Genomic DNA, 22,728 nt, shown 5'->3' on the forward strand with positions numbered 1-22,728 from the left:
GGAAATGATCCCGCCGCCCTTTTTTCATGTGTAATGTATGGCTTAGAAGCCGACCTTGACGCCTGCCCGGAACGACCGACCAATTATGCCGGTGCCGCCCTGAATCGGATTGTAGAGATGCGCACCATAGGTGACAGCATCAATCGGCGGGAGATCATTCAACACATTCAGCACATTTGCGTACAAGGTAAAGTTATCCCCTACCTTCACAGTCCCGACCAGATCGAGGGTGATATACCGGCGAACCTTGCAAGGCGTGTAGTCTATATCAAAGCCGGAGCAATCATTCCGAGAACCAGGACCAAACTGGTCTTCGGCTGTCAGCTTATAGCTGTCGAAATAGTTCACCGTGCCAGTCAGCGTAAACTTATCGTCGAAGCTCAACGTATTCTGCCAGTTGGCATGCCAGCGGGGGGTACCCGATCCCGCAGTGAGGTTGAAGTTGCCCAGCGTACCAGCATAGCTTTCCTTCGACCCATCGGGGAACGTCGTGCTCAGTTCGATGATATAGCTCGCTTCGATGTTGGAGGTCCACGAGATCCTGTCGCTAAGCGGCAGATTCAGATTGGCCGCAAAATCCAACCCTTCCGACTTCTGCGTGTTGGCGTTGATGAACTGCGCACCCACAAATGCAACGCGCGGTATTGCGGTCGTAAAATCAGGATCGACACCGTCGGGCGTAACTGTGAACCCAGCAGGAATCGGCTGACCGGCATAATAGGCCTTAAGCGCGGGTGTCACGCTCGCCGTTGTAATAACATCTGTTTTCTTGATGTTATAATAATCGACCGAAAAAGTGAGATTGCGTGTGGGCTTAAACACCACGCCACCCGTGAAGCTGCGTGATTTTTCCGGGCGGAGGTTGGGGTTGGACAGGTTGGTCGATCCGTAAGACCCTGTGCTGAGGTAAGTGGGGCAGTCGTCGTCGAACGTGGCCACGGTGCACCCATATTGCGCGAGATAGGCGTCGTTGAAGGTGCCCGCGCTGTTACCAACGAAGCCAGTCGTCGGGAACGTTGCATTGGCCTCACCAAAGCTGGGGATACGGAAACCGCGCGAGTATGTGCCGCGCAACAACACCTGTTTGATAGGCGTAAAGGTGGCGCCGAATTTTGGCGAGAAGTTGCTCTGACCGCTCGAATATTTGTCATACCGGCCCGATACGTTCAGCTCGACGCTGTCCAGAACCGGAGCGTTGACCTCACCATAGGCTGAATAAACAGTGCGGTGTCCCTTCACACCAAATCCGTTAATACGGAAATACCGTTCCGTTGGCCCGTTGATGTCTGAGTTTGCGCTTGGCGCATCAACAGCTTCATATCTAATGGCCGCGCCGAAACCGATCTGCAACGGCCCGCCGGGCAAATCAAACAACGACTTACCCAAAGAAAATTGGGCCTGATACAAATCTGATGTCGAGTTGTTGATGTTGACCGGTGTCACGTAATCACGGACTGCCTGACTGTTAAGCTCAGGGTTAACAAAATTGTAGCTGCCGTCGGCAATCACATCCAGCAGATGCTGAATATAGGCATAGCCGCGATATTCATGCCGTAACTCATTGTGCATTGCCGTTACATCAACGCTGTAATCCCAGTTATTGAAGACGGTGCCCTTAATCCCGGCGGCAACGCGATACACCCGGCTGCGGGTTTCGTCATATTCGCGCGAGTCAGAAAGACGACCGGAAAGACGTGCGACCTGCCCTTGGGCGGCAAAAGGGTTGTTGGGGTTGAGCGTGCCGTTGGCCGCCGTGCACGGCGCGGTGGTGCCACGCGGGCAGACGAACACTGGCAGCGTCAATACCGAGTTGCCATAAGCAACCGATGGCGCGGATGTGCTGTAGCGCGGGAAAAAGAACGGCGGCGCTGCATTTCCACGAATGGTGGTAGGAATGCCGCTGTAAGAGACGTTGCTCTGAACGAAATTGAACAGTGCATAGGCTTCCGAATTGTCGCCGACCGAGACCGTCGCCTTCAGCGATCCACCGAACCGAGTGATTTCTGGAGCGATCACACCATAGAGGTTGGTTATATCTTCTTGGCAAACGGTGGTGGGAACCGACCCGTTGTTGGGAAGCGCCAGTTCTGCCGCAGTTGGATTATAGGCCGTACCGGCGCGGCATCCCGCGGCGGGATTTAGGAACTGGTTGCGTCCCTGTGCCGTCGTGTTGGTTGCATCGTAAGGGCGCACGAAAAATGTTGCGAGTGCAGTGTTGAAACCGTTGTCCGGGAATGCGCCGTCTCCGTTCAGCCCGTTGACGACATTGTTCGGTCCGCAATTACCGTTAAAGCAGATGTTGCGCTGATCGTCCGAATTGTAAGGATAACCGCGGTCCCGGTTATAAAGCGCCGCACTGTGGTTGTAAAAACCACTTGCGTAGACGTTGAAGCCATCACTGGCGATGTCGCCTTTGCCGACCATCAGGCTGAGGCGTTGATTGGCGGCGTCCCCGCGCGAGGAGATGCCTGCTTCAGCGCGGCCCGCGACGCCGCTGAACTGACGCCGCGTCTTGATGTTGACGACACCGGCGATCGCATCTGCACCGTAGCTCGATGATGCGCCATCGCGCAGCACTTCGATTTCCTGAATAATATCGTCAGGGATTGTGTTGAGATCGACAAAATTGCGCGTGCCGTCATCCGCCAGTGGGTAATAAGCCGCACGCAGACCATCGAACAGAACGAGTGTGGAGTTGGTCGACAGGCCTCGCAATGATACGGCCGATGCTCCGCCAGCAAATGCCCCGTTCGCGGAGAACGAGTTGGTCAGCGCAGGTCCGTTGTTTGAAGCAAGATTCTGGATCGCCTCCTGAGTGGAAGTTTGCGCTCTACGATCCAGATTCTCAGCGGAAAGTACGGTAATCGGTGACGGTGTATCAATGTCGTTACGCCGCAAGATTGAACCCGTAACGATGATTTCGCCTTCATCCGCTGCGGGCGCCTCTGTGGCGGTCGTCGCAGCTTCCTGAGCCATCGCTTGTGCGGAAAAAAGAGTCGCTGCGCATACCGCAGACGCGACTCCACAGCGCAGCAGCGCCGCAGTAGAGGTTATTTTCACAGTCCAGTCCCTTGCTCTGGAGGTAAGGCGGCAAGCCGCCGATGTTCACAAAGAGGGAATGTATCTCTTTCCGTGTGTGACCCGACAGTCATCACCCGGAAACGCCCGACAGCTAGAGACACTTTCCATTTGCGCCGTTAATGTTTGGGCAAGAAACGAGATTTGTAAATGTCCGGGGAAGTCGGGTTAACGCATTTCATCAGGAGCGTTGCTTAGTTGTCACAGCCGGACCGTTTCCACGTATTGGCGCCTTCAATGCGGCACGGAAACGAAGGTTGCAGGCCACGACACAATTGTGAAATATAATTATAACTGTGGCAGAAAATCCATAGCTTCGTTGCACGTCCCATTCTCAGGGGGTCGGTTGGCTAACCAGCGCCACCGGATCAATCCGGGCGGCCGTCCATTTCATTCCCCAATGCAAATGGGGTCCAGTCGCCCGGCCGGTCGCTCCCACTGTGCCCAGCACCTGCCCTTGGTGCACCACGTCGCCCTCTTTCACGTCCAGCCGTGCGCAATGAAGAAACGCGCTGCTGAGTCCCATCCCATGGTCGATGATGAGGAGGCGCCCTTCGAGCGTGAACGGCTCCTGCGCCGCAAGGACAACCACGCCACCGGCCGGGGCGACGAAGGTTGCTCCTGCCGGAGCCGCGATGTCCACGCCGCTGTGATAGCTTCCGGGGGTCCCCCGGTAGATGCGCTGCGAGCCGAACAGCCCGGATATGCGTGCGCGGACGGGCCAGATGAAGCTCTGCCGCCAACCATCGGAAACGGCGCTGGTCGCGCGGGCGGCCTCGATTCGCGCCAGTTCGCCCGCACGTCGGGCCTGAAACTCCGCTGTCGGGATCCCGGCGGTCAGCGACGCATTCACCTGCTCGATCCGCCAGTTTCCCGGCGCCACAGCCAGATCCCGCGCCACCGTGCTGCCATCGCTGCGGTCGGCTTCCAGCCGCAATGTAGTCGGCGAGTCCCGATCGAAAGCGACCATGAATGCGCCGTCCGGTGCAAAAGGAACCGGCTGCCCTCCAAGGCGCAGCGCAACCGTCCCGGGCGGAACCGTGCCGTAGAGGGCGCTGCCCTGCCGTGCTTCCCCGCGCAGGACGAGGGGAGCCTCCGGAAGAGGCGCCTTTTCCGGCGCAGCAACAGGAGGCGCGGGGACCACGGGTGGCGTCTGCGCGGAGGGAGCCACACAGCTCGCCATCCCGGTGAGAAGCAGCAGGGCGACGGGCAGGCGACGCCGCATCAAGCCCGTCCGTTCTTCACGCGGGCAGGCCGCGCTTGTTGCAATCCTTGACTTCGGCGGCGGTGGATGCGGCCGCGCTGACATAAGGTTCCTGGCGCGCGATCGACCAGTACCGCAGGTCATCGAGCAGGATCTTCGCGCCCGTTTCCGCGCACAGCACATAGTCACCAGGGCTGAGCACCCGGAAGCTGTAAGCCATGTAATGCAGCTTGGCGGGCTGGTCCTTGGACGACATCAACATCGAACTCATGATCCTCACTCTGTCGGCGGGGCAAACAGATCATGCTGCCGGGATGCCCCCGTCCCGTCCCGCCGCGCTGGTTTCGGCGCCGACGATAGCGCCTTTTCCGGTGGCCGCTCAACCCCCTCGCCGGCGACGACATCGACGGAGCCGTCGTGGAAGGTAAGCGACATCGCGCCAGCATCCCTTGCCGCGCCTGCGCTGGTCACGATCCGTCCCCCAGCCTGCACCAGCGCAAAGCCGCGTTCCAGCGGACGACGCGGATCGAGCGACAGCGCCAGCCGCCACGTCGCGTCGAGCTTTGCCCGCCGGTCGACGATCTGCCGTTGCACCAGTTCCGGCCGCAACCGTAACGCATCGATCCGCGCCCGGTCGCGCTCCAGCCGCTGCCGCAGAAGCGCAGGGCGCAACGCACCGCCCGCATCGGCGAGCTGGCGCTGACCCAGCGCCACGCGGTGCCGCAGCGCCCGGCCCAGCCGCTCGCCCAGATCGTCACTGCGCTGCCGCTGGATCGCAAGCACCGCTTCGGGCGATGGCAACAGCCGCGCGAGCATCGTCAGCCGTTCCCGGCGATGCTCCAGTCCCCGCCGCGCCGCCCGCCCGCCGCGTAGCCCCAGTTCGGTCAACGTCGCGAGCAGTTCCGCCCGAACGGGCACGGCGATCTCGGCAGCGGCAGTTGGTGTCGGCGCGCGCACATCGGCGGCGAAATCGCACAGGGTCGTGTCGGTTTCATGACCCACGGCGGAGATGATCGGGATCGAACACTCCGCAACCGCCCGCACAACGGCCTCTTCGTTGAACGCCCACAGATCCTCGATCGCACCCCCGCCCCGTGCCACAATCACAAGATCGGGACGCGGGATCACGCCCCCTGTCGCCATCGCATCGAACCCGCGCACCGCCGCTGCGATCTGCGCCGCCGCGCCCTCCCCCTGAACCAGCACCGGCCAGAGCAGCACATGGGTCGGGCAGCGATCCTCCAGCCGGTGCAGAATGTCGCGAATGACCGCGCCGGTCGGCGACGTCACCACGCCGATGACGCGCGGCAGAAACGGCAGCGGCACCTTGCGGTCCGCATCGAACAGACCCTCGCCCGCCAATTGCCGCTTCAGCTTGTCGAGCAGCTGCATCAGCGCGCCTTCGCCCGCCAGTTCCATGCGATCGATCACGATCTGGTATTTGGACCGGCCCGGATAGGTGGTGAGCTTGCCAGTAACGACCACCTCGATCCCGTCCTGCGGCGCGAAGGCGAGTCGCCCGGCAGCGCCCTTCCACATCACGCCGTCGATAATGGCGTTATCGTCCTTCAGGCACAGATAGACATGGCCGGACGCCGCGCGTTTATACCCCGAAATCTCGCCACGCAGGCGCACATGGCCGAACCGATCCTCGACCGTCCGCTTCAAAGCGGCGGACAATTCCGACACCGACAGCGGCGGTGCGTTGTCCCCCACCGGCTCTTGGGCTAACAGGCGGCCCGAAGCATCGAATGCGGCACTGTTTTCTGGGGACATGATGGCGATGAATATCCTGTTGTTGGGCGCGGGCGGGCGCGAACATGCACTGGCGTGGAAGCTCGCGCAATCACCCCGGCTGGAAAGATTATACGCCGCACCCGGTAACCCCGGCATAGCCGAGCACGCCATGCTGGTCGACCTCGACGTCGGCGATCATGCGGCTGTCGTCGCGTTTTGCACGGCGAACCGAATCGCGCTGGTGGTGATCGGGCCGGAAGCGCCTCTGGTCGACGGGCTGGCCGACAGCTTGCGCGCGGCGGGCGTACCTGTGTTCGGGCCGAGCAAAGCGGCCGCACAACTTGAAGGATCGAAGGGATTCACGAAGGATCTGTGCGCCCGCGCCGACATTCCGACCGCAGCCTATGTGCGCACCACCAGTGTGGACGAGGCACATGCAGCGCTGGAGCGCTTTTCCCTCCCAGTCGTCATCAAGGCCGATGGGCTGGCGGCGGGCAAGGGCGTCATCATTGCGCTGACACGGGAAGAAGCGGAAGCCGCTATCACCGACATGTTCTCGGGCAGCTTCGGCGTGGCGGGCGCGGAAGTGGTACTCGAAGAATTCATGACCGGCGAGGAAGCGAGTTTCTTCGCCCTGACGGATGGCAGGGCGATCGTGCCCTTCGGCAGCGCGCAGGACCACAAGCGCGTCGGCGATGGCGACACTGGCCCCAATACCGGTGGCATGGGCGCCTACTCGCCCGCGTCCGTCCTGACGCCCGAGCTGGAAACGCAGGTCATCAACCGGATTATCCGGCCCACGGTCGATACGATGGCGGCCGAAGGCATGCCATACAGCGGCGTGCTCTATGCGGGACTGATGCTCACGAGCGAGGGGCCGAAACTGATCGAATATAACGCGCGGTTCGGTGATCCGGAATGCCAGGTATTGATGATGCGGCTGGGGGATGATCTTCCTGCCCTGCTGCTCGCCGTGGCGGAGGGGACGCTCGCCGACTATGGCCCGGTGACGCTATCGCATGACACCGCGCTGACGGTGGTGATGGCTGCGCGCGGCTATCCTGGCACGCCGGACAAGGGGGGAGCCATCACCCTGCCCGCAGCGTCGGACGGCGCGAAGATCTTCCACGCGGGTACGGCGGAAAAGGACGGCGCGCTGGTGGCCAATGGCGGGCGCGTTCTCAACGTCACCGCGACAGGCGCGAGCGTGACAGAGGCCAAGGCAAAAGCCTATGCGCTGGTCGAGGCGATCGATTTTCCGAGCGGCTTTTGCCGTACCGACATCGGCTGGCGCGAAGTCGAACGCGAAAGCGCCAAGGGCGTCCGTTAATCATTCGCATCATGGGTTTCAGGCCCCTTGCGCTCCCCGCATTAGCCGGTAATACCCTCGCCCATGGATCGCATTCTCATTCGCGGCGGCAATCGCCTTGCCGGCCGTCTTCCCATTTCCGGCGCGAAGAATTCGGCGCTGACGCTGCTGCCCTGCGCGCTGCTGACGGACGAGCCGTTGACGCTGCGCAACCTGCCCCGCCTTGCCGACGTCGACAGCTTCGGGCACCTCCTGAACCAGCTCGGCGTCTCGACGATGATCGAGGGCGCACGGCCGGAGGATTTCGGCAGGGTCATGACCCTGCGTGCCGGGCGGGTGACCTCTACCGAAGCGCCCTATGACATCGTGCGCAAGATGCGCGCGTCGATCCTGGTGCTCGGTCCGCTGCTGGCCCGCGCGGGACAGGCGACCGTGTCCCTGCCCGGCGGCTGCGCGATCGGCAACCGGCCCATCGATCTGCATTTAAAGGCACTCGAAGCCTTCGGCGCGATCATCGAGATCACGGCAGGCTATGTCCGCGCCTCCGCGCCGGATGGAGGGTTGCCAGGCGGCAGCTTCACCTTCCCGGTGGTGTCTGTCGGGGCAACGGAAAACGCGGTCATGGCGGCCGTGCTGGCGAGCGGAACCTGCGTGCTTGAGAATGCTGCGCGCGAACCGGAAATCGTCGACTTGTGCAAACTGCTGACCGCCATGGGTGCCGACATTCAGGGTATAGGCAGCGACAAGCTCGTCATTACCGGCAAGCCGAGGCTGCACGGTGCGACCTATCGGGTGATGCCCGATCGGATCGAAGCGGGCAGCTATGCCTGCGCGGCCGCCATTACGGGCGGCGACGTCGAACTGGTGGGCGCCCATGTTGACGATATGCAGGCCGTGCTGTCCGCCCTGCGCGAGGCCGGTGTGGAGGTCGGCGTGGAGCGCGACATCATCCGCGTCACCGCCCACCAAAAGCTGCGCCCCCTCACAATTTCCACTGCTCCGTTCCCCGCGTTCCCCACGGACATGCAGGCGCAATTCATGGCGATGCTGACGTTGGCCGATGGGGCCAGCGTGTTGACCGAAACGATTTTCGAGAATCGTTACATGCATGTCCCGGAGCTCGCGCGCATGGGTGCCGATATCTCCGTCAACGGCCGCACAGCCGTGGTGCGAGGGGTTGCTGGCCTGACGGGCGCGCCCGTGATGGCCACCGACCTGCGCGCATCCATGAGCCTGATTCTGGCGGGCCTCGCCGCAACCGGGGAAACGCAGGTCAACCGTGTCTATCACCTCGACCGCGGCTACGAGCGCCTGGAAGAAAAGCTGTCCGCCGCCGGAGCGGATATCGAGCGCGTCAGCGACGGTTAACGCTATCGGGCCTGCGCGGATAAACGGCAGCATCGGCCGGGGAGGAGCCCGCCCCACGACGGGACGACACCGAATTGGTCGACTCAAGCTCTACGGGGCGCCGGTTTGCAGACGAAAGCACGCCGTCAGCCGGTGCACTCATGCTCTGCGGCGGCGCAGACGGATCGGTACGGGCAAAGTTCGGGCCGAAGGGAACGCGATAGTCCTGATGGCTCCGTTCACCCTCTGACGATATCGCTTCCAACTCGGGGGACAGCGGCGCTTCGATCGCCGGCTCCGTTCTCGGGGCACGCGATGTATGGGTGAACGCGTAAAGCCCGATGCCCGTGGCGCCGACAACGGCACTGCCCAAGGTGGACGCGAACAGCAGCTTGACCGCTTTCGATGATCCGACGCTGTGCGCCCCAACCGCTGCGGCCGCCCCTGCGGCCACCTTCGTAGTCGAAGTAAGACGTGTCTTTTCAATGAAATAGTCTTCGCCACTAATGATGCCAAGTTCCCACTGGCGTTTGAGCAGTGCAAGATCATCGGACATGGTAAACCCCCAATATTATAGTTCCGATGCGCCTCTATCGCCGGGATATTAAGTTTTTGAATATTGACCGGACAGAAAAGAACTCTTTTATATCCACTATGACAGCAATTTATTTGTGGATAGCGTTGCCACCAAAATGATCTAAATCATTCATTTTACAGTGATTTAACAGACGAAGAGTACATCTGCGGAGAAGGACGACAGCAACGGCTTTTCTAGACCCAAATCTCGACCGCGTGGATCCCCAACCCCACCAACCCGCCCACCAGCGTCCCATTGATCCGGATATATTGCAGGTCGCGACCGACGGTGGTTTCCAGCCGCTCGGTCACGGTCCGTGCATCCCAGCCGCGGATGGTTTCGCTCACCAGTTTCACGATATTGTCGCCATAGCTCGCCGTCATGCCCACGGCCGTGCGGCGTGCAAAGCGGTTGATGACCATGCGCAGCGCCGCGTCGTTGAGCAGCGTACCGCCCATCTGGTTCAGCACCTCGCCCAGACGCCCCGCCAAGGCCGCTTGCGGATCGCGGGCGGCCTTGAGCAGCGCCTGACGTGCCTGTTCCCACAGCCCGTCAATCCACCGTTGCATTGCCGGATTGGCGATGATCTCATCGCGGATCGCCGCCACCTTCGCCTGCGTGGCCGGATCATGCTGGAGCCTGTGCGCAAGGTTCTCCAGCCCCTCCTGCGCCTTCAGGCGGATGGGATGATCGCTGTCCTCTTCCATCTCGGCAAGCAGCCTGAGCAAACCATCAATGATCGCGTTGGCGAGCGTCTCGTCCAGGCCGGTCAGGCGCAGGAGCGTGCCGGATTTCTCATGCACCATCGCGCGGATCATGTCCGACTGCGCATCGAGCATACGGCTCGCCCAGCGGATCATGCCGTCGAGCACCGGCGCGTGGCGGTTGTCGCGCATCGCCGCCTCCATGGCCTGCCCCAACAACGGGGCGAGGTCCAGCGCGGACAGCCGCTGCACCAACGCGCCCTTGGCCATGCCGCCGAGCCGTTCATGATCGAGCGCTTCCAGCAGGTCCGCAGCCAGCCGGGATGCCCCGCGCCGCAGCCGTCCCGCAACGCCCGTGGGCTGCGTCAGGAAACGCCCAAGCGCGCTCGCCACATCCCAGCGCGCCATGCGCCGTGCGACGACGCGGGGTGTCAGGAAGTTGCTGCGCAGGAAGACAGCCAGCGCATCGCCGATCCGATCCTTATTCCGGGGAATGATCGCGGTGTGAGGGATCGGCAGCCCGAGCGGATGACGGAACAGCGCCGTGACCGCGAACCAGTCGGCCAGCCCGCCGACCATCGCGGCTTCCGCGAATGCCTGCACAAACCCCCAGGCCGGATGACGGTCCGCCAGCAGCCGGGCGAGCACGAAGAGTGCCGCCATGCCCAGCAGAAGCGCCGTCGCGGCGCGGTAAATGCCGCGGTTGTTGACCAACTGATCTGAATTCATACGCGATCAGAGCGCATGAATGGCCCACCCCGTTCCGTCACGATTCTTACTCGGCCGGATGGGGAGCATGATGATCCGGGAGATGCGCGGCTTCCGCATCCCCCTTTTTGTAAGTGAGCAGGCGCCGGGCGAGCCTGGGTGCGATCCACTCTTCGATGTCGGTCGCAAGGCTGAATGATGCCGGGACGATCACCAGGGTAAGCGCCGTCGAAAGCAGCAGGCCGCCGATCACCGTGATGCCCATCGGTTGCCGCCACGCCCCGTCACCGGAGAGCGACAGCGCCGTGGGTATCATCCCCGCCACCATCGCGACCGTCGTCATGACGATCGGCTGGGCGCGCTTATGACCGGAATCGAGGATGGCGTCATATTTTGGAACGCCCTTGCCCATCTCCTCCAGTGCGAAGTCGACGAGCAGGATCGAGTTCTTCGCAACAATCCCCAGCAGCATGAGCAGACCGATAAGCACCGGCATCGAAATAGGCTGGCCGGTCAGATGAAGCGCCAGCGCGCCCCCCAGCGGTGCGAGCAGCAAAGACCCCATGTTGACGAAGGGCGCCATCACGCGCTTGTAAAGCAAAACGAGCACGGCGAAGACGAGCAGCACACCCGAGAACACCGCGATCGCGAAGTTCATGACCAGCTCTGCCTGCCACTTGGCGTCGCCCACATTCAGCTTGCGGATCCCCTGAGGCAGTTTCTCGAGCGCGGGCAGGGCAGCGATCTTCTTGTCGGCCTCGCTCGTCACCACGCCCGGCGCCAAATCCGCGCCAATCACGACGCGGCGAACCTGATTGTAGCGGCGGATCTGCGTCGGACCGGTGCCGAAGCTGACGTCGGCCACCACACGCAACGGAACGGAGCCGCCATTGGCCGTCGGCACTGGCATGTTCTGGATGGTGCCGATATCCTTGCGCGCATCTTCGTCAATCGAAACGCGGATGGGGATCTGGCGATCGGACAGGGAAAATTTGGCGCTGTTCTGATCAATGTCGCCCAGCGTGGCAATGCGGATCGCCTGACTCAGCGCGGCGGTGGTTACGCCGAGTTCGGCGGCAAGGTCCATATGCGGGCGGATAATGATTTCCGGCCGTTGCAAATCGCCCTCGAGCCGCGGCGTGCGCAATTCCGGCAGCTTCGACATCTGTTCCACGACGCGGCGCGCGGTAGCGTTGAGCAAGGCTGCATCATCGCCACCCAGCATGATAGTGATGTCGCGACCGCTGCCCGGTCCACCGCCACCCGCCTGCGACTGAAAATTGATCCGTGCATCAGCGATATCGGCGAGCTTTGGCGCTGTGGCGCGCTCCCATGCGACGCTGGTCATCGGCCGGTCCTCGCGAAGCGATACATAGAGCGACGAGGTAGTAGGCTCAACCTCGGCGAACACCCTGTCGACCATCTGCGTATCCGCGCTGACCAAATCGGCCACCTTCTGCGTGACATAACGGCTCTGTTCGAGCGTGGTGCCGGGCACCATCTCGATCTTGATCTGACTGGAATTGCTGTTGAGCGTTGGCTGAAAGGTCATCGGCAGCGTCGCAAAGGACAGAATTGTCAGGGCAAACGCACCCCCGCCCCCAAACAGCACCACCTTCCAGCGATGATCGAGCGACCAGTGGAGCAGCGCCATATACCGGTCCATCAGCCATCCCTCGCCATGGCCTTCCTCGCCATGGGCCTTCAGGAAATAGGCGGCGATCATCGGCGTGATCATGCGCGCGACGGCCAGGCTGAGGAGTACCGCTACCACGACGGTCATGCCGAACTGGATGAAGAACTGTCCGGATATGCCTGGCATCAATGCCACCGGCAGGAACACCGCGACAATCGCCATGGTCGTCGCAAGGACCGCCAGGCCGATTTCGTCGGCAGCATCGATCGATGCCTGATAGGCGGATTTGCCCATGCGCATGTGCCGCACGATGTTTTCGATTTCCACAATGGCATCGTCCACCAGCACGCCTGCAACAAGGCTGAGCGCGAGCAGCGAGATCGTGTTGAGTGTAAATCCCATCATGGCCATGAACCAGAAGGCGGGGATCGCGGACAAGGGAATGGCCAGCGCGGAAATGACCGTCGCCCGCCAGTCGCGCAGGAACAGAAACACGATCACTACCGCGAGCACCGCGCCTTCGACCATGGAGATCATCGCGGAATGATACTGGGCACGCGTATAGTCGACCGTAGTGAACAGCAGCTTGAACTTGACCTTGGGATTCTCCTTGGCGATCGCCTCCATCTCCTTGTTCGCCGCGTCGAATACGGTAACGTCGGAGCTGCCCTTCGACTTTTCCAGCGAAATGCTCGTCACCTGCCGTCCGTCCATCAGCGCGAAGGACCGTTGCTCGGCGTACATGTCCTTGACGTCGGCGAGTTCCGAGAGCTGAACCGTACGCTCGCCCGGCAGCTGAATCTGCGTCTCGCCCAGCGCATAGGCCGTGTCCGCATTGCCCAGGACGCGCACGGACTGCTCTGCCCCGGCAATCTCCGCCCTGCCCCCGGTGGCGTTGAGGTTCACCTGACGCAGCTGCTGGTTGACCTGCGCGGCGCTGATCCCGAACGCCTGCAGCTTCTCGGGCTTGAGGATCACACGGATCTCGCGCGAAACGCCGCCGCCGCGCTTGACCGCAGCCATGCCCTCCACACCCAGCAGGCGCTTGGCGACCGTGTTGTCGACGAACCAGGACAATTGCTCCAGCGTCATGTCGGTCGCTTCGGCGCTGAAATACGCGATCGGCCCCCCATCGATGTCGACGCGCACTACCTGCGGTTCCAATATCCCGTCGGGCAGCTCGCTGCGGATCTGCGCCACCGCGTTACGTACGTCGTTGACGGCACGGTCGACGGGCGTGCCGATCTGGAACTGGACGAAGGTTGTGCTGGTGCCTTCCGTGGCGCTTGACGTGATTTCGTCGACGCCGTTGATGCCCCGGACCGCGGCCTCGATCCGCTGCGTGACCTGCGTTTCCAGTTCAGAGGGCGCGGCGCCCGGCTGGCTGACGATCACCTGTGCTGCGGGAAAGCTGATGTCCGGATTATTGTTCACGTCCATACGATAGAAGGACACGATTCCAGCAAGCAGCAACGCGGCGAACAGCACCAAAGGCGAAATCGGATTGCGGATGGACCACGACGAAATATTGCGAAAATTCACGCATCATGCCTTTCTGTGACCGGCCCGCCACACGCGACGCCACCGGTTCCGCCGCTTATTTGCCGCGCGGCTTCTCTTCCGGGCGAACCTTCTGGCCAGGGTTGACGAATCCGCCAGCCAGAATGACGACCCGCTCATCACCCGAAAGGCCCGCTACGATCGAAACGCCTTGCGCGGAAATCTGCCCGGTCTTGATGTCGCGCCGCTGGATGACGTCGCCGGGCGCTGCGATGTAGACGAAGCTCCCCTTTTCATCATGTTGCAGCGCGGATTCCGGGAGGACCGGCGCGTCACCCTGGCCGCTGATGATGGTGGCCGACGCAAAGCCGCCCGGCCGCAATCCCTTGTCATAGCTCAGGGCAATGCGGACCGTACCCTGACGCGTCTGCGGATCGATAACCGGCGAGACCTGCCACACCTGCCCGGTGTAGCTCCGGTCCCCGCCCACGGGCGTCACCGTCGCGCTAATACCCGGTCGCATGCGCGGCAAATCGGCCTCTGCCACGCGGGCCAGCAATTCCATCTGGCCGTCCTTGGCGAGGCGGAACAGCACGCCGTTCCCTGCCCCGATGACCTGCCCCGGCTCCACGCCGCGGGTCAGCACCAGGCCGGACGCGGGCGCCCGGATATCGAGCCGACCGACCCGTGCGCGCTGCTCGGCATATTGCGCCTGCGCCACCCGCACACGCGCCACGGCGGCGTCACGCGTCGCGGTCTTGCGATCGATATCGGCCTTGCTGATGAAACCACGGGATACAAGCGCCTGCGCACGGTCGAGATCCGCCTGCGCCAGCTTCGCATCGGCCTGCGCGACGGCAATCTGCGCACCGAGCGAGCGGGATTGTTCGGACTGGACAGAGCGCTCGACACGGGCGAGCACCTGCCCGCTCCGCACCCAGTCGCCCGGTTCGACGAGCACGGCCTGCACCTGCCCGCCTTCGCCCACGACCCCCACCGGCATTTCACGGCGCGCGGCGAGCGATCCGGTCGCTTCCACGGCGACATCGACTAGCACGCGGCCGGGCCGCACCACCGTGACCAGCGGGCGGTTGTCGACGGGCGCAGGCATATCTGTTCCCGCGCGATAGATGCGCAGACCCACAAGCGCGAGGACAAACAGTACGGAAAGCACACCAATGGCAATCATGATGCGCCTGCGCCGCACCTCGATCTCGCTTTGAGAGATTGTGTCACCCGAGAATTGGGATTCGAAATTCATCGGGAGCGTCTCGCTTCAATGGCCTTGCGCCGTCGACGTACCAAAATGGGTAGGAAAACTCAAGCAATGGCTCCGGTTCTACGCCGCTCCAAGCGCGATCCGGAACGGATATCCGCCGCACAGTCTGATCATCGCCGCGACATCAAATTTGCCTGTTGCAAAAGAATCACAATTAGAGCCATTTTGAATGTAACAAAAAAGGTGCGCCAAAAATGTTCAAATGGATAATCTTGGGGCTGATAGCCGGAGCGCTCGCCCGGTTCTTTACGCCAGGCCAGGGGCCGAGTGGGTGCGTGGTGACGATCTTGCTGGGGATCGCGGGCGCCTTGCTTGCGGGCTATATCGGTCGTGTCGCGGGATGGTATCATGAAAATGACAGCGCGGGTCTGGTCTCCGCGACGCTTGGAGCGATCGCTATCCTGGCCCTTTACCGCTTCGCTTTGCGGCGATCCTGAAGCGCCCGCTCCAAAAAAAGAGCCCGCCGGATGGCGAGCTCTCTTGTTGAGCAAAGTCAAACGCTTAGCGGACTGAACCGCGGCGTACGAGATTGACGATTGCGAGCAGAATGATCGCGCCGACAAGCGATACCAGGAAGCTGGACAGTGTCAGCACCTGATTGATCGTGCCGCCGGAAAAGATCAGACCGCCCAAGAACGCCCCGACGATGCCGACGACGATGTTCAGCAGGATGCCCTGCTGCGCGTCCGTCCGCATAATGATGCTGGCGAGCCATCCTACCACGCCGCCGATAATCAGCCAGATGATAAGTCCCATGTTCTGCTCCTATTCTGCGTATATCCAGGCCCCTTGCAGCATGAACATATCGGAGCGACCTAGGTTCCATGAACGCCGCACAACGACCCATCGATCAAAAAAACCGCCTGCCGGTGAGGGCAGGCGGTAAGGAAAGGTCGCCTTTCAGGGTCGCGACCAATTTACGCAGGGGAGCGTAGACTCAGAATCGTTGCTGGCGCTCGTACAGCGACTTGTAATGCTGGATGCGCGTGACGCGCAGCCCGGGCATGCCCGAGCGATCAACGGCGCGCTGCCATCCGGCAAATTCTTCCAAGGTGAGAGAGTAACGCTCACACGCCTCATCAACAGTCAACAGACCGCCGTTGACGGCAGCGACAACCTCAGCCTTGCGGCGTACCACCCAGCGGGTAGTGCCCGGCGCGGGCAGGGAGGCGAGCGTCAGCGGCTCTCCCAGCGGGCCAACGACCTGGGACGGTCGAATTTTCTGGTTCTCGATCATTCTCACCTCAATCAATGGCCGGGGGCCAGTATTCACTTCACGAGGTCGACCTTATGCGCACAGCCTTTGAACATCGGCTAAAGCGCCACGGTAAACGCCGTCTTCACCTTCTTTTCCCCACCATCATTTGCTGAGCGATCAGCGGATTGAAACTTCCAGCCAGGCTGGCGACTTCGATCATGTCACCATGTGGCGGCGCAACGACATGCGCCAGGATATGAACCGGATCCGGTGTCCCGTCCTGCCCCCGCAGGACCTCGCCGGCCGACGCCGAGCGCTCCGGAAGCGTTATCCGGTGCGTTTGCGCAGCCGCCACGATGTCAGCCAGAGTCGCGGCCATTCCGACCGGTTTACCGTGCTGCATCAGGACGAAGCTCATATCCATGAGAGGGGTTCTAGCGCAGAATGAATAAGTTACCGTAAACTGGCCGGTCATCGCCTGTTAGGATAAGCGAAGGCGCGTTAATCATCGACGTTCAGGCAACGCGAGGATGCAGCCGCCGCTGCCACTGTGAAGCGCCGGGGTGGATGGAAGGCGTCTGGCTCGCTATATCGCGACGATGAATCCCTCCACGCCCTTGTCCCGCCCGCTCCCCGCAGTCCCGAGCGCCGCGGATTTCCAGCTTCCCGAGCCGCTTTCCGCCCGCAAGATTGTGGTCGCGATGTCGGGCGGAGTCGATTCGAGCGTGGTCGCGGCACTCGCCGCACGGACCGGCGCGGAAACGATCGGCGTCACCCTCCAGCTCTACGACCACGGCGCGGCGGTGGGTCGGACGGGGAGTTGCTGCGCTGGACAGGACATCCGCGATGCCCGCGCGGTGGCCGAGCGCATCGGCATCGCGCATTATGTCTTCGATTATGAAAGCCGCTTCCGCGAATCGGTGATGGAGGACTTCGCCGACGAATATATGGCGGGCCGCACGCCCATCCCCTGCGTCAAATGCAATATGGGCGTGAAGTTCACCGATCTGTTTACGCTGGCGCGCGAACTGGGCGCGGACTGCCTCGCCACCGGTCATTATGTCCGCCGGGTGGAAGGGCCGCAGGGCGCGCAGCTTCACCGGGCGATGGATGACGCGCGCGACCAGAGTTATTTCCTGTTCGCGACCACGCAGGACCAGCTCGATTATCTGCGCTTCCCCCTCGGCGGCATGCCCAAGGGTGAGGTGCGGGAGATCGCGCGCGAGCTGGGGCTGGGTGTCGCTATGAAGCCGGACAGTCAGGACATCTGCTTCGTACCCGATGGCGACTATGCGAAGGTGGTGCGCAAGCTGCGTCCGGATGCCGACGACGATGGCGAGATCGTGCATATCGATGGCCGCGTGCTGGGGCGGCACCGCGGGCTGATCCACTACACCGTGGGCCAGCGCAAAGGGCTGGAGATCGGTGGGCTGACCGATCCCGTCTATGTCGTGCGGATCGAGCCGGAACAGAAGCGGGTGGTCGTGGGGCCGCGCAGCGCGCTGGCGGTCAGCGCCGCGCGGCTGACCGACATCAACTGGCTGGGCGGCGATTTTTCCGGACCGCTGCTCGCCAAGGTCCGGTCGATGGCGCGCCCCGTGCCCGCCAGGATGGAAGGAGACCGGCTGGTGTTCGACACGCCCGAATATGGCGTGTCACCGGGACAGGCCGCCGTACTTTATGATGAAGAGCGGGTGCTGGGCGGCGGGTGGATTAAGGAGACGGTTGGCGTGTGAGCGCCGCTCCGTTCGTGTCGCGCGCAGTCGAGACACGCTGACACAACACAGACGGTTCTCGACTTCGCTCGAAACGACCGGGAGTAGGTGTCACTCCAAAGTCTTGATGATGGCCGAGAAGTCCATCCCGCCCTGCCCCGCATCGGCGAACGCCTTGTAAAGTTCGGCTGCGCGCGCGCCCATCGGCACCTTAGCTCCCGCCGACTCCGCCGCCGCCATCGCGAGGGTTAGGTCCTTGAGCATCAGCGCTGTGGCAAACCCACCCTGATAGCCATTATCGGCCGGGCTTTGCGGACCGACACCGGGCAGCGGGCAATAGCTCGTCATCGACCAGTTCTGGCCCGATGCCTTGGACGAAATATCGTAGAAGGTCTGCGGATCCAGGCCGAGCTTCTTGGCCATCGCAAAGGTTTCGCAGGTCGCGATCATCGACGCGCCGAGCAGCATGTTGTTGCAGATCTTCGCCGCCTGCCCCGCCCCGGCGGCGCCCGCGTGGATCACGGCTTTGCCCATGGCCGACAGGATCGGTTCTGCGCGCGCAAAGGCTTCATCGCTGCCGCCGACCATGAATGTCAGCGTGCCGCCTGCCGCCGCAGCGATGCCGCCGGACACCGGCGCATCGACCATCTGGTATCCCGCAGCCTCAGCGGCCGATGTCACCTTGCGCGCGGTATCGACGTCGATCGTCGAGCAATCGAGCAGCAGGGCCGATCCGGGAGCGTGGCCGATCACGTCCTGACTGTAAACGCTGTCGACAATGGCGCCATTGGGCAGCATCGTGACAACGGCATCAACGCCCTCGACAGCTTCGCGGACGGTCGGGAACGCCGTGCAGCCCTGCTCGACCGCCTTGGCAATTGCCGCCTCGGCAAGATCGAACGCGTTAACGCTGTGCCCGGCCTTGATGAGATTGGCCGCCATGCCGCCGCCCATGTTACCCAGGCCGATAAAGGCTATTTTCATGATGTCGTCCTCTCGCAGATGTCGTGCAAATTACAGGGGCCGCCATTCCTCGTCCGGCGGCAAAGGCGCGAAAATCGCATCGAGCTGGGCATCCGTCACGCCCTCCGCCGTAGCGGGGCTCCAGCGCGGCGCATTGTCCTTGTCGATGAGCAGAGCCCGCACGCCTTCCGGAAAATCGGGCTGGCGAATGATGCGCGAGGCAATGCGATATTCCATCGCCATATTGTCGGCAAAGGTCGCGCACCCGCGTGACAGCGCCAGTTGGCGCAGCGCAACCTTGCAGGTGAGCGGGCTCTTGGTGCGCAGCGTACCGAGCTGCTCGCTTGCCCAGGGGCCACCATCCGCCTCCAGCGCGGCGAAAATGTGCTCCAGCCGATCCGCAGCGAAAATCCGGGCGATGTCGGCGCGCGATTCCATGATCCGGCTGGCCGGAGGAGCGACCGAAGCCTCGCCCAGAATGGCTGACAAGTCATCAGGCGTTTGCGCGATCTGCGCTTTCACCTGCTCCAGAGCCTCGGACGGAATATAATGCGTCGCCAGCCCCAGAGCACGGCAATCCGCCCCGTCGATCCGTGCACCCGTCAGCGCGAGATAAACGCCCACCCGCCCCGGCAGGCGGGAAAGATACCAGCCGCCGCCGACATCCGGGAACAGTCCGATCCCGGATTCCGGCATGGCAAACCGCGTGTTCTCCGTCGCGATGCGGAACCGCGCAGGTTGGCTGATGCCTACGCCGCCGCCCATGGTAATGCCGTCCATGAAGGCGACTATGGGCTTGGCGTAGGTAAACATAAGGGTGTTGAGACGGTATTCGTCATGGAAGAACGCCCGCCCCGCAGCCCCGTCGTCCATTGCGGAATCGCGGATCATCAGCACGTCGCCACCCGCGCAAAAGCCGCGCCCTTCCGCATGATCGACCAGCACAACATCAACCGCCGGGTCGCTTGCCCACGCCTGAAGCTGCGCAGTCATCGCCTCTACCATCGGCAGGTTGAGTGCATGGATGGCCTTGGGCCGGTTGAGGCGAAGACGGCCCGCACGTCCGTCGATGAAGCTGAGAACCTCGTCGGTCATTGCCGCAGCAGATCCCGTCCGACGATCATCTTCATAATCTCGTTCGTCCCTTCGAGGATGCGATGGACGCGCAGGTCACGCCAGAAACGCTCGATCGGATAATCCTGCAGATAGCCATAGCCGCCGTGCAGCTGCAGAGCGCGATCGACGACGGACGATCCCGTATCGGTCGCGAGCCGCTTGGCCATGGCGGCAAACCGCGTCTTGTCCGGCGCGTTTGCCGTCACCTTTGCCGCCGCAACATAGAGGAGCATGCGGGCCGCCTGCAATTCGGTTTCCATGTCGGCGAGCGTGAACTGCGTGTTCTGAAACTCGGCGATCGGCTGGCCGAATTGCTGACGCGTTTTCACATAGGCGATGGATTCGTCGAGACAGCGCTGTGCTCCGCCCAGCGAACACGCACCGATGTTGAGCCGTCCCCCGTCCAGCCCCGCCATCGCGATGGAAAAGCCTTCGCCTTCCGCACCCAGCCGATTGGCGACGGGCACGCGCACGCCGTCAAAATTGACCTGTGCGGTCGGTTGCGAATGCCAGCCGAGCTTGCGCTCCTGGGCGCCGAAGCTGACCCCCGGCATGTCCTTTTCGATGACAAGGCAGCTGATGCCTTTCGGACCATCCGCCCCGGTGCGGACCATCGTTACATAGACGTCATTCGCCCCGCCGCCGGATATGAACGCTTTTGACCCGGTGACGACATAATCATCACCGTCGCGCACGGCTTTGGTCTTAAGGCTGGCGGCGTCCGACCCGGCACCCGGCTCGGTCAGGCAGTAGCTGGCGATGCGGTCGCAGGCGATAAGATCGGGGAGATAGCGCGCTTTGGTCGCCTCCCCGCCGAACCGGTCGATCATCCAAGCCGCCATATTGTGGATCGAGATGAACGCCGATGTGGAAGGACAGCCATAAGCCATGGCTTCCATGATGAGCGCGGACTCAAGCCGCCCGAGGCCGATGCCGCCTGACTCCTCGCTCACATAGATCCCGCCGAAGCCCAATTCCGCCGCGGCCTTCACCACGTCGCGCGGGAAATGATGCTTCTCGTCCCATTCGCCTGCAAAGGGAGTGATGGCGTCGGCGGTGAAACGCCGGGCCATATCCTGAATGGCGATCTGGTCTTCGGTCAGGTCGAATTGGTTCACGCGATCACCCCATCGTCGGAATGACGAAGGCGTTGTCGTCGCCCACGCCGCCATCCGGCCAGCGCTGCGTGATGGTCTTGACCTTGGTCCAGAACTTCACGCCTTCCATGCCGTGCTGGTTGGTATCACCGAAGGCGGAGCGCTTCCACCCGCCGAAGGTGTGATAGGCGACCGGCACCGGGATCGGCACGTTGATGCCGACCATGCCGACATTGACGCGGGCGGCAAATTCGCGGGCGGCGTGGCCATTGCGCGTGAAGAGCGCTACGCCATTGCCATATTGATGCTGGCTGGGCAGTGCCAGTGCCGCTTCGAAGTCGGCCGCACGCACGATCTGGAGCACGGGACCGAAGATCTCTTCCTTGTAGCTTTCCATGCTGGTCGTCACATGGTCGAACAGGCTGGGGCCGACGAAGAAGCCGTTCTCATGCCCCTGCAGCGTGAAGCCACGCCCGTCGACAACCAGCTCCGCGCCTTCATCGACGCCCTTCTGGATCCAGCCTTCGACCTTCGCCTTGTGCGCGGCGGTGACAACGGGGCCGTAATGCGCATCGGCATCGGTCGAGACTCCAACGCGCAGCGCGTCGATCGCGGGGATAAGCTTGGCGCGCAGGGCCTCGGCGGTCTTGTCGCCCACCGGCACCACGACCGGCAGCGCCATGCAACGCTCGCCAGCCGAACCAAAGGCCGCACCCGCCAGATCGTTGACGACCTGATCGAGGTCGGCGTCCGGCATGACGATGCCGTGGTTCTTCGCCCCGCCCATCGCCTGCACGCGCTTGCCGTTGGCGACGCCCCGGTTGTACACATAATGCGCGATGTCGGAGCTGCCGACGAAGCTGACCGCTGCGATATCGGGATGGTCGAGAATGGCGTCGACCATTTCCTTGTCGCCCTGCACCACCTGGCAGATGCCGTCGGGCAGGCCTGCTTCCAGAAACAGTTCGGCAAAGCGCACCGGCACCGACGGATCACGCTCGGACGGCTTGATGAGGAACGCGTTGCCTGTCGCGATGGCGACGCCCGACATCCACAGCGGGATCATCGCCGGGAAGTTGAACGGGGTAATGCCCGCTCCAATGCCGATCGGCTGACGCATCGAGTAGACGTCGATGCCCGGTCCCGCGCCCTGCGTATATTCGCCCTTCAGCAGATGCGGAATGCCGCAGCAGAATTCGATGACATCAAGACCACGCTGGATGTCGCCCTTCGCATCGGCGATGACCTTGCCATGTTCAGAGCTGAGCAGATACGCCAGTTCGTCCATGCGCGCTTCGACCAGGCGCTTGAACTCGAACATGACCCGCGCGCGGCGCTGCGGATTGGTCACGGCCCAGGCGGGCTGCGCGACCTTGGCAGCGGCGACTGCGGCATCGAGCACCGCCCGGTCACCGAGCGCGACACGCGCCTGCACCGCGCCGCTGTTGGGATCAAACACATCGCTAAAGCGAGTGGGCGCGGCGGTCGTGACACCGGAAGCGAGGGAGTGGGAAATATCACGCATAATAAGGGCATCCTCAATTTCGTTGCCCTCCTATA

General features: G+C 62.6%; 19 protein-coding genes. 4 read left to right on the plus strand and 15 right to left on the minus strand.

Annotated elements, in window-relative coordinates; genetic code table 11:
* Positions 1–42: 42 nt before the first annotated feature.
* From FHS92_RS11230 to xseA, 4 genes are all read right to left on the minus strand, one after another.
* Positions 43–3,060, minus strand: coding sequence for a TonB-dependent receptor plug domain-containing protein (locus FHS92_RS11230; RefSeq protein ID WP_425506247.1), 3,018 nt, complete (start codon positions 3,058–3,060; stop codon positions 43–45).
* A 352-nt stretch (positions 3,061–3,412) separates the two neighbouring features.
* Positions 3,413–4,303, minus strand: coding sequence for a M23 family metallopeptidase (locus FHS92_RS11235; protein ID WP_184080629.1), 891 nt, complete (start codon positions 4,301–4,303; stop codon positions 3,413–3,415).
* A gap of 16 nt (positions 4,304–4,319) precedes the next feature.
* Positions 4,320–4,544, minus strand: a complete 225-nt coding sequence (locus FHS92_RS11240; RefSeq protein WP_184080952.1) for a DUF2093 domain-containing protein — start codon at positions 4,542–4,544, stop codon at positions 4,320–4,322.
* Between the two features lie 14 nt (positions 4,545–4,558).
* Positions 4,559–6,058: an exodeoxyribonuclease VII large subunit gene (gene xseA / locus FHS92_RS11245; RefSeq protein ID WP_184080631.1), complete on the minus strand. Its 1,500-nt coding sequence runs from the start codon at positions 6,056–6,058 to the stop codon at positions 4,559–4,561.
* A gap of 7 nt (positions 6,059–6,065) precedes the next feature.
* Between xseA and purD the strand changes: the two genes are divergently transcribed.
* Both purD and murA read left to right on the plus strand, forming a co-directional pair.
* Positions 6,066–7,349 carry a phosphoribosylamine--glycine ligase gene (purD, locus tag FHS92_RS11250; protein WP_184080954.1) on the plus strand — a complete coding sequence of 428 codons (1,284 nt, stop codon included), beginning with the start codon at positions 6,066–6,068 and terminating at the stop codon, positions 7,347–7,349.
* A 63-nt stretch (positions 7,350–7,412) separates the two neighbouring features.
* A complete protein-coding gene (gene murA, locus FHS92_RS11255) occupies positions 7,413–8,696 on the plus strand; it encodes a UDP-N-acetylglucosamine 1-carboxyvinyltransferase (protein ID WP_184080633.1) in 1,284 nt (427 codons plus the stop codon).
* On the opposite strand, the gene FHS92_RS11260 is transcribed toward murA, so the two are convergent.
* From FHS92_RS11260 to FHS92_RS11275, 4 genes are all read right to left on the minus strand, one after another.
* Complete coding sequence (locus FHS92_RS11260) at positions 8,683–9,231, minus strand: hypothetical protein (RefSeq protein WP_184080635.1); 549 nt, start codon at positions 9,229–9,231, stop codon at positions 8,683–8,685. The two genes, murA and FHS92_RS11260, sit on opposite strands and share 14 nt — an antisense overlap.
* A 215-nt stretch (positions 9,232–9,446) precedes the next feature.
* Positions 9,447–10,685, minus strand: a complete 1,239-nt coding sequence (locus FHS92_RS11265) for a DUF445 domain-containing protein (protein ID WP_184080637.1) — start codon at positions 10,683–10,685, stop codon at positions 9,447–9,449.
* A gap of 46 nt (positions 10,686–10,731) precedes the next feature.
* Positions 10,732–13,842: an efflux RND transporter permease subunit gene (locus FHS92_RS11270; RefSeq protein ID WP_184080639.1), complete on the minus strand. Its 3,111-nt coding sequence runs from the start codon at positions 13,840–13,842 to the stop codon at positions 10,732–10,734.
* Between the two features lie 55 nt (positions 13,843–13,897).
* Positions 13,898–15,061, minus strand: a complete 1,164-nt coding sequence (locus FHS92_RS11275; protein WP_184080641.1) for an efflux RND transporter periplasmic adaptor subunit — start codon at positions 15,059–15,061, stop codon at positions 13,898–13,900.
* A 212-nt stretch (positions 15,062–15,273) separates the two neighbouring features.
* On the opposite strand from FHS92_RS11275, the gene FHS92_RS11280 reads away from it, so the two are divergent.
* A complete protein-coding gene (locus FHS92_RS11280) occupies positions 15,274–15,516 on the plus strand; it encodes a GlsB/YeaQ/YmgE family stress response membrane protein (RefSeq protein WP_184080643.1) in 243 nt (80 codons plus the stop codon).
* A gap of 64 nt (positions 15,517–15,580) precedes the next feature.
* On the opposite strand, the gene FHS92_RS11285 is transcribed toward FHS92_RS11280, so the two are convergent.
* From FHS92_RS11285 to FHS92_RS11295, 3 genes are all read right to left on the minus strand, one after another.
* Complete coding sequence (locus tag FHS92_RS11285) at positions 15,581–15,835, minus strand: GlsB/YeaQ/YmgE family stress response membrane protein (protein ID WP_184080645.1); 255 nt, start codon at positions 15,833–15,835, stop codon at positions 15,581–15,583.
* 181 nt (positions 15,836–16,016) lie between these two features.
* Complete coding sequence (gene sciP, locus FHS92_RS11290) at positions 16,017–16,316, minus strand: CtrA inhibitor SciP (RefSeq protein WP_184080647.1); 300 nt, start codon at positions 16,314–16,316, stop codon at positions 16,017–16,019.
* Between the two features lie 103 nt (positions 16,317–16,419).
* The gene (locus FHS92_RS11295; protein WP_184080649.1) at positions 16,420–16,695 is read right to left on the minus strand and encodes a hypothetical protein; all 276 of its coding nucleotides are present in this window, start codon (positions 16,693–16,695) and stop codon (positions 16,420–16,422) included.
* A 181-nt stretch (positions 16,696–16,876) separates the two neighbouring features.
* On the opposite strand from FHS92_RS11295, the gene mnmA reads away from it, so the two are divergent.
* A complete protein-coding gene (gene mnmA / locus FHS92_RS11300; protein ID WP_184080651.1) occupies positions 16,877–18,013 on the plus strand; it encodes a tRNA 2-thiouridine(34) synthase MnmA in 1,137 nt (378 codons plus the stop codon).
* A 90-nt stretch (positions 18,014–18,103) separates the two neighbouring features.
* On the opposite strand, the gene mmsB is transcribed toward mnmA, so the two are convergent.
* The 4 genes from mmsB to FHS92_RS11320 are packed head-to-tail and all read right to left on the minus strand — an operon-like array spanning position 18,104 to position 22,693.
* Entirely contained in the window at positions 18,104–18,976 is an 873-nt protein-coding gene (gene mmsB / locus FHS92_RS11305) for a 3-hydroxyisobutyrate dehydrogenase (RefSeq protein WP_184080653.1), read from the minus strand.
* 30 nt (positions 18,977–19,006) lie between these two features.
* Complete coding sequence (locus FHS92_RS11310; RefSeq protein ID WP_184080660.1) at positions 19,007–20,050, minus strand: enoyl-CoA hydratase/isomerase family protein; 1,044 nt, start codon at positions 20,048–20,050, stop codon at positions 19,007–19,009.
* Complete coding sequence (locus tag FHS92_RS11315) at positions 20,047–21,189, minus strand: acyl-CoA dehydrogenase family protein (protein WP_184080662.1); 1,143 nt, start codon at positions 21,187–21,189, stop codon at positions 20,047–20,049. The genes FHS92_RS11310 and FHS92_RS11315 overlap by 4 nt, the downstream gene beginning before the upstream one ends.
* 4 nt (positions 21,190–21,193) lie before the next feature.
* Complete coding sequence (locus FHS92_RS11320; protein WP_184080664.1) at positions 21,194–22,693, minus strand: CoA-acylating methylmalonate-semialdehyde dehydrogenase; 1,500 nt, start codon at positions 22,691–22,693, stop codon at positions 21,194–21,196.
* Positions 22,694–22,728: the final 35 nt, after the last annotated feature.

It is taken from the genome of Sphingobium subterraneum (assembly GCF_014199435.1).
Taxonomy (GTDB): Bacteria; Pseudomonadota; Alphaproteobacteria; order Sphingomonadales; family Sphingomonadaceae; genus Sphingobium; species Sphingobium subterraneum.

Excerpts from the sequence above, each read along its gene's own strand:
- sciP (WP_184080647.1), bottom strand. The coding sequence starts at position 16,316 with ATGATCGAGAACCAGAAAATTCGACCGTCCCAGGTCGTTGGCCCGCTG.
- FHS92_RS11285 (WP_184080645.1), bottom strand. The coding sequence starts at position 15,835 with ATGGGACTTATCATCTGGCTGATTATCGGCGGCGTGGTAGGATGGCTC.
- FHS92_RS11265 (WP_184080637.1), bottom strand. The coding sequence starts at position 10,685 with ATGAATTCAGATCAGTTGGTCAACAACCGCGGCATTTACCGCGCCGCG.
- FHS92_RS11280 (WP_184080643.1), top strand. The coding sequence starts at position 15,274 with ATGTTCAAATGGATAATCTTGGGGCTGATAGCCGGAGCGCTCGCCCGG.
- purD (WP_184080954.1), top strand. The coding sequence starts at position 6,066 with ATGAATATCCTGTTGTTGGGCGCGGGCGGGCGCGAACATGCACTGGCG.
- FHS92_RS11235 (WP_184080629.1), bottom strand. The coding sequence starts at position 4,303 with ATGCGGCGTCGCCTGCCCGTCGCCCTGCTGCTTCTCACCGGGATGGCG.
- FHS92_RS11260 (WP_184080635.1), bottom strand. The coding sequence starts at position 9,231 with ATGTCCGATGATCTTGCACTGCTCAAACGCCAGTGGGAACTTGGCATC.
- FHS92_RS11275 (WP_184080641.1), bottom strand. The coding sequence starts at position 15,061 with ATGAATTTCGAATCCCAATTCTCGGGTGACACAATCTCTCAAAGCGAG.
- FHS92_RS11295 (WP_184080649.1), bottom strand. The coding sequence starts at position 16,695 with ATGAGCTTCGTCCTGATGCAGCACGGTAAACCGGTCGGAATGGCCGCG.
- FHS92_RS11320 (WP_184080664.1), bottom strand. The coding sequence starts at position 22,693 with ATGCGTGATATTTCCCACTCCCTCGCTTCCGGTGTCACGACCGCCGCG.
- xseA (WP_184080631.1), bottom strand. The coding sequence starts at position 6,058 with ATGTCCCCAGAAAACAGTGCCGCATTCGATGCTTCGGGCCGCCTGTTA.
- FHS92_RS11240 (WP_184080952.1), bottom strand. The coding sequence starts at position 4,544 with ATGTTGATGTCGTCCAAGGACCAGCCCGCCAAGCTGCATTACATGGCT.
- mmsB (WP_184080653.1), bottom strand. The coding sequence starts at position 18,976 with ATGAAAATAGCCTTTATCGGCCTGGGTAACATGGGCGGCGGCATGGCG.
- FHS92_RS11310 (WP_184080660.1), bottom strand. The coding sequence starts at position 20,050 with ATGACCGACGAGGTTCTCAGCTTCATCGACGGACGTGCGGGCCGTCTT.
- mnmA (WP_184080651.1), top strand. The coding sequence starts at position 16,877 with ATGAATCCCTCCACGCCCTTGTCCCGCCCGCTCCCCGCAGTCCCGAGC.
- murA (WP_184080633.1), top strand. The coding sequence starts at position 7,413 with ATGGATCGCATTCTCATTCGCGGCGGCAATCGCCTTGCCGGCCGTCTT.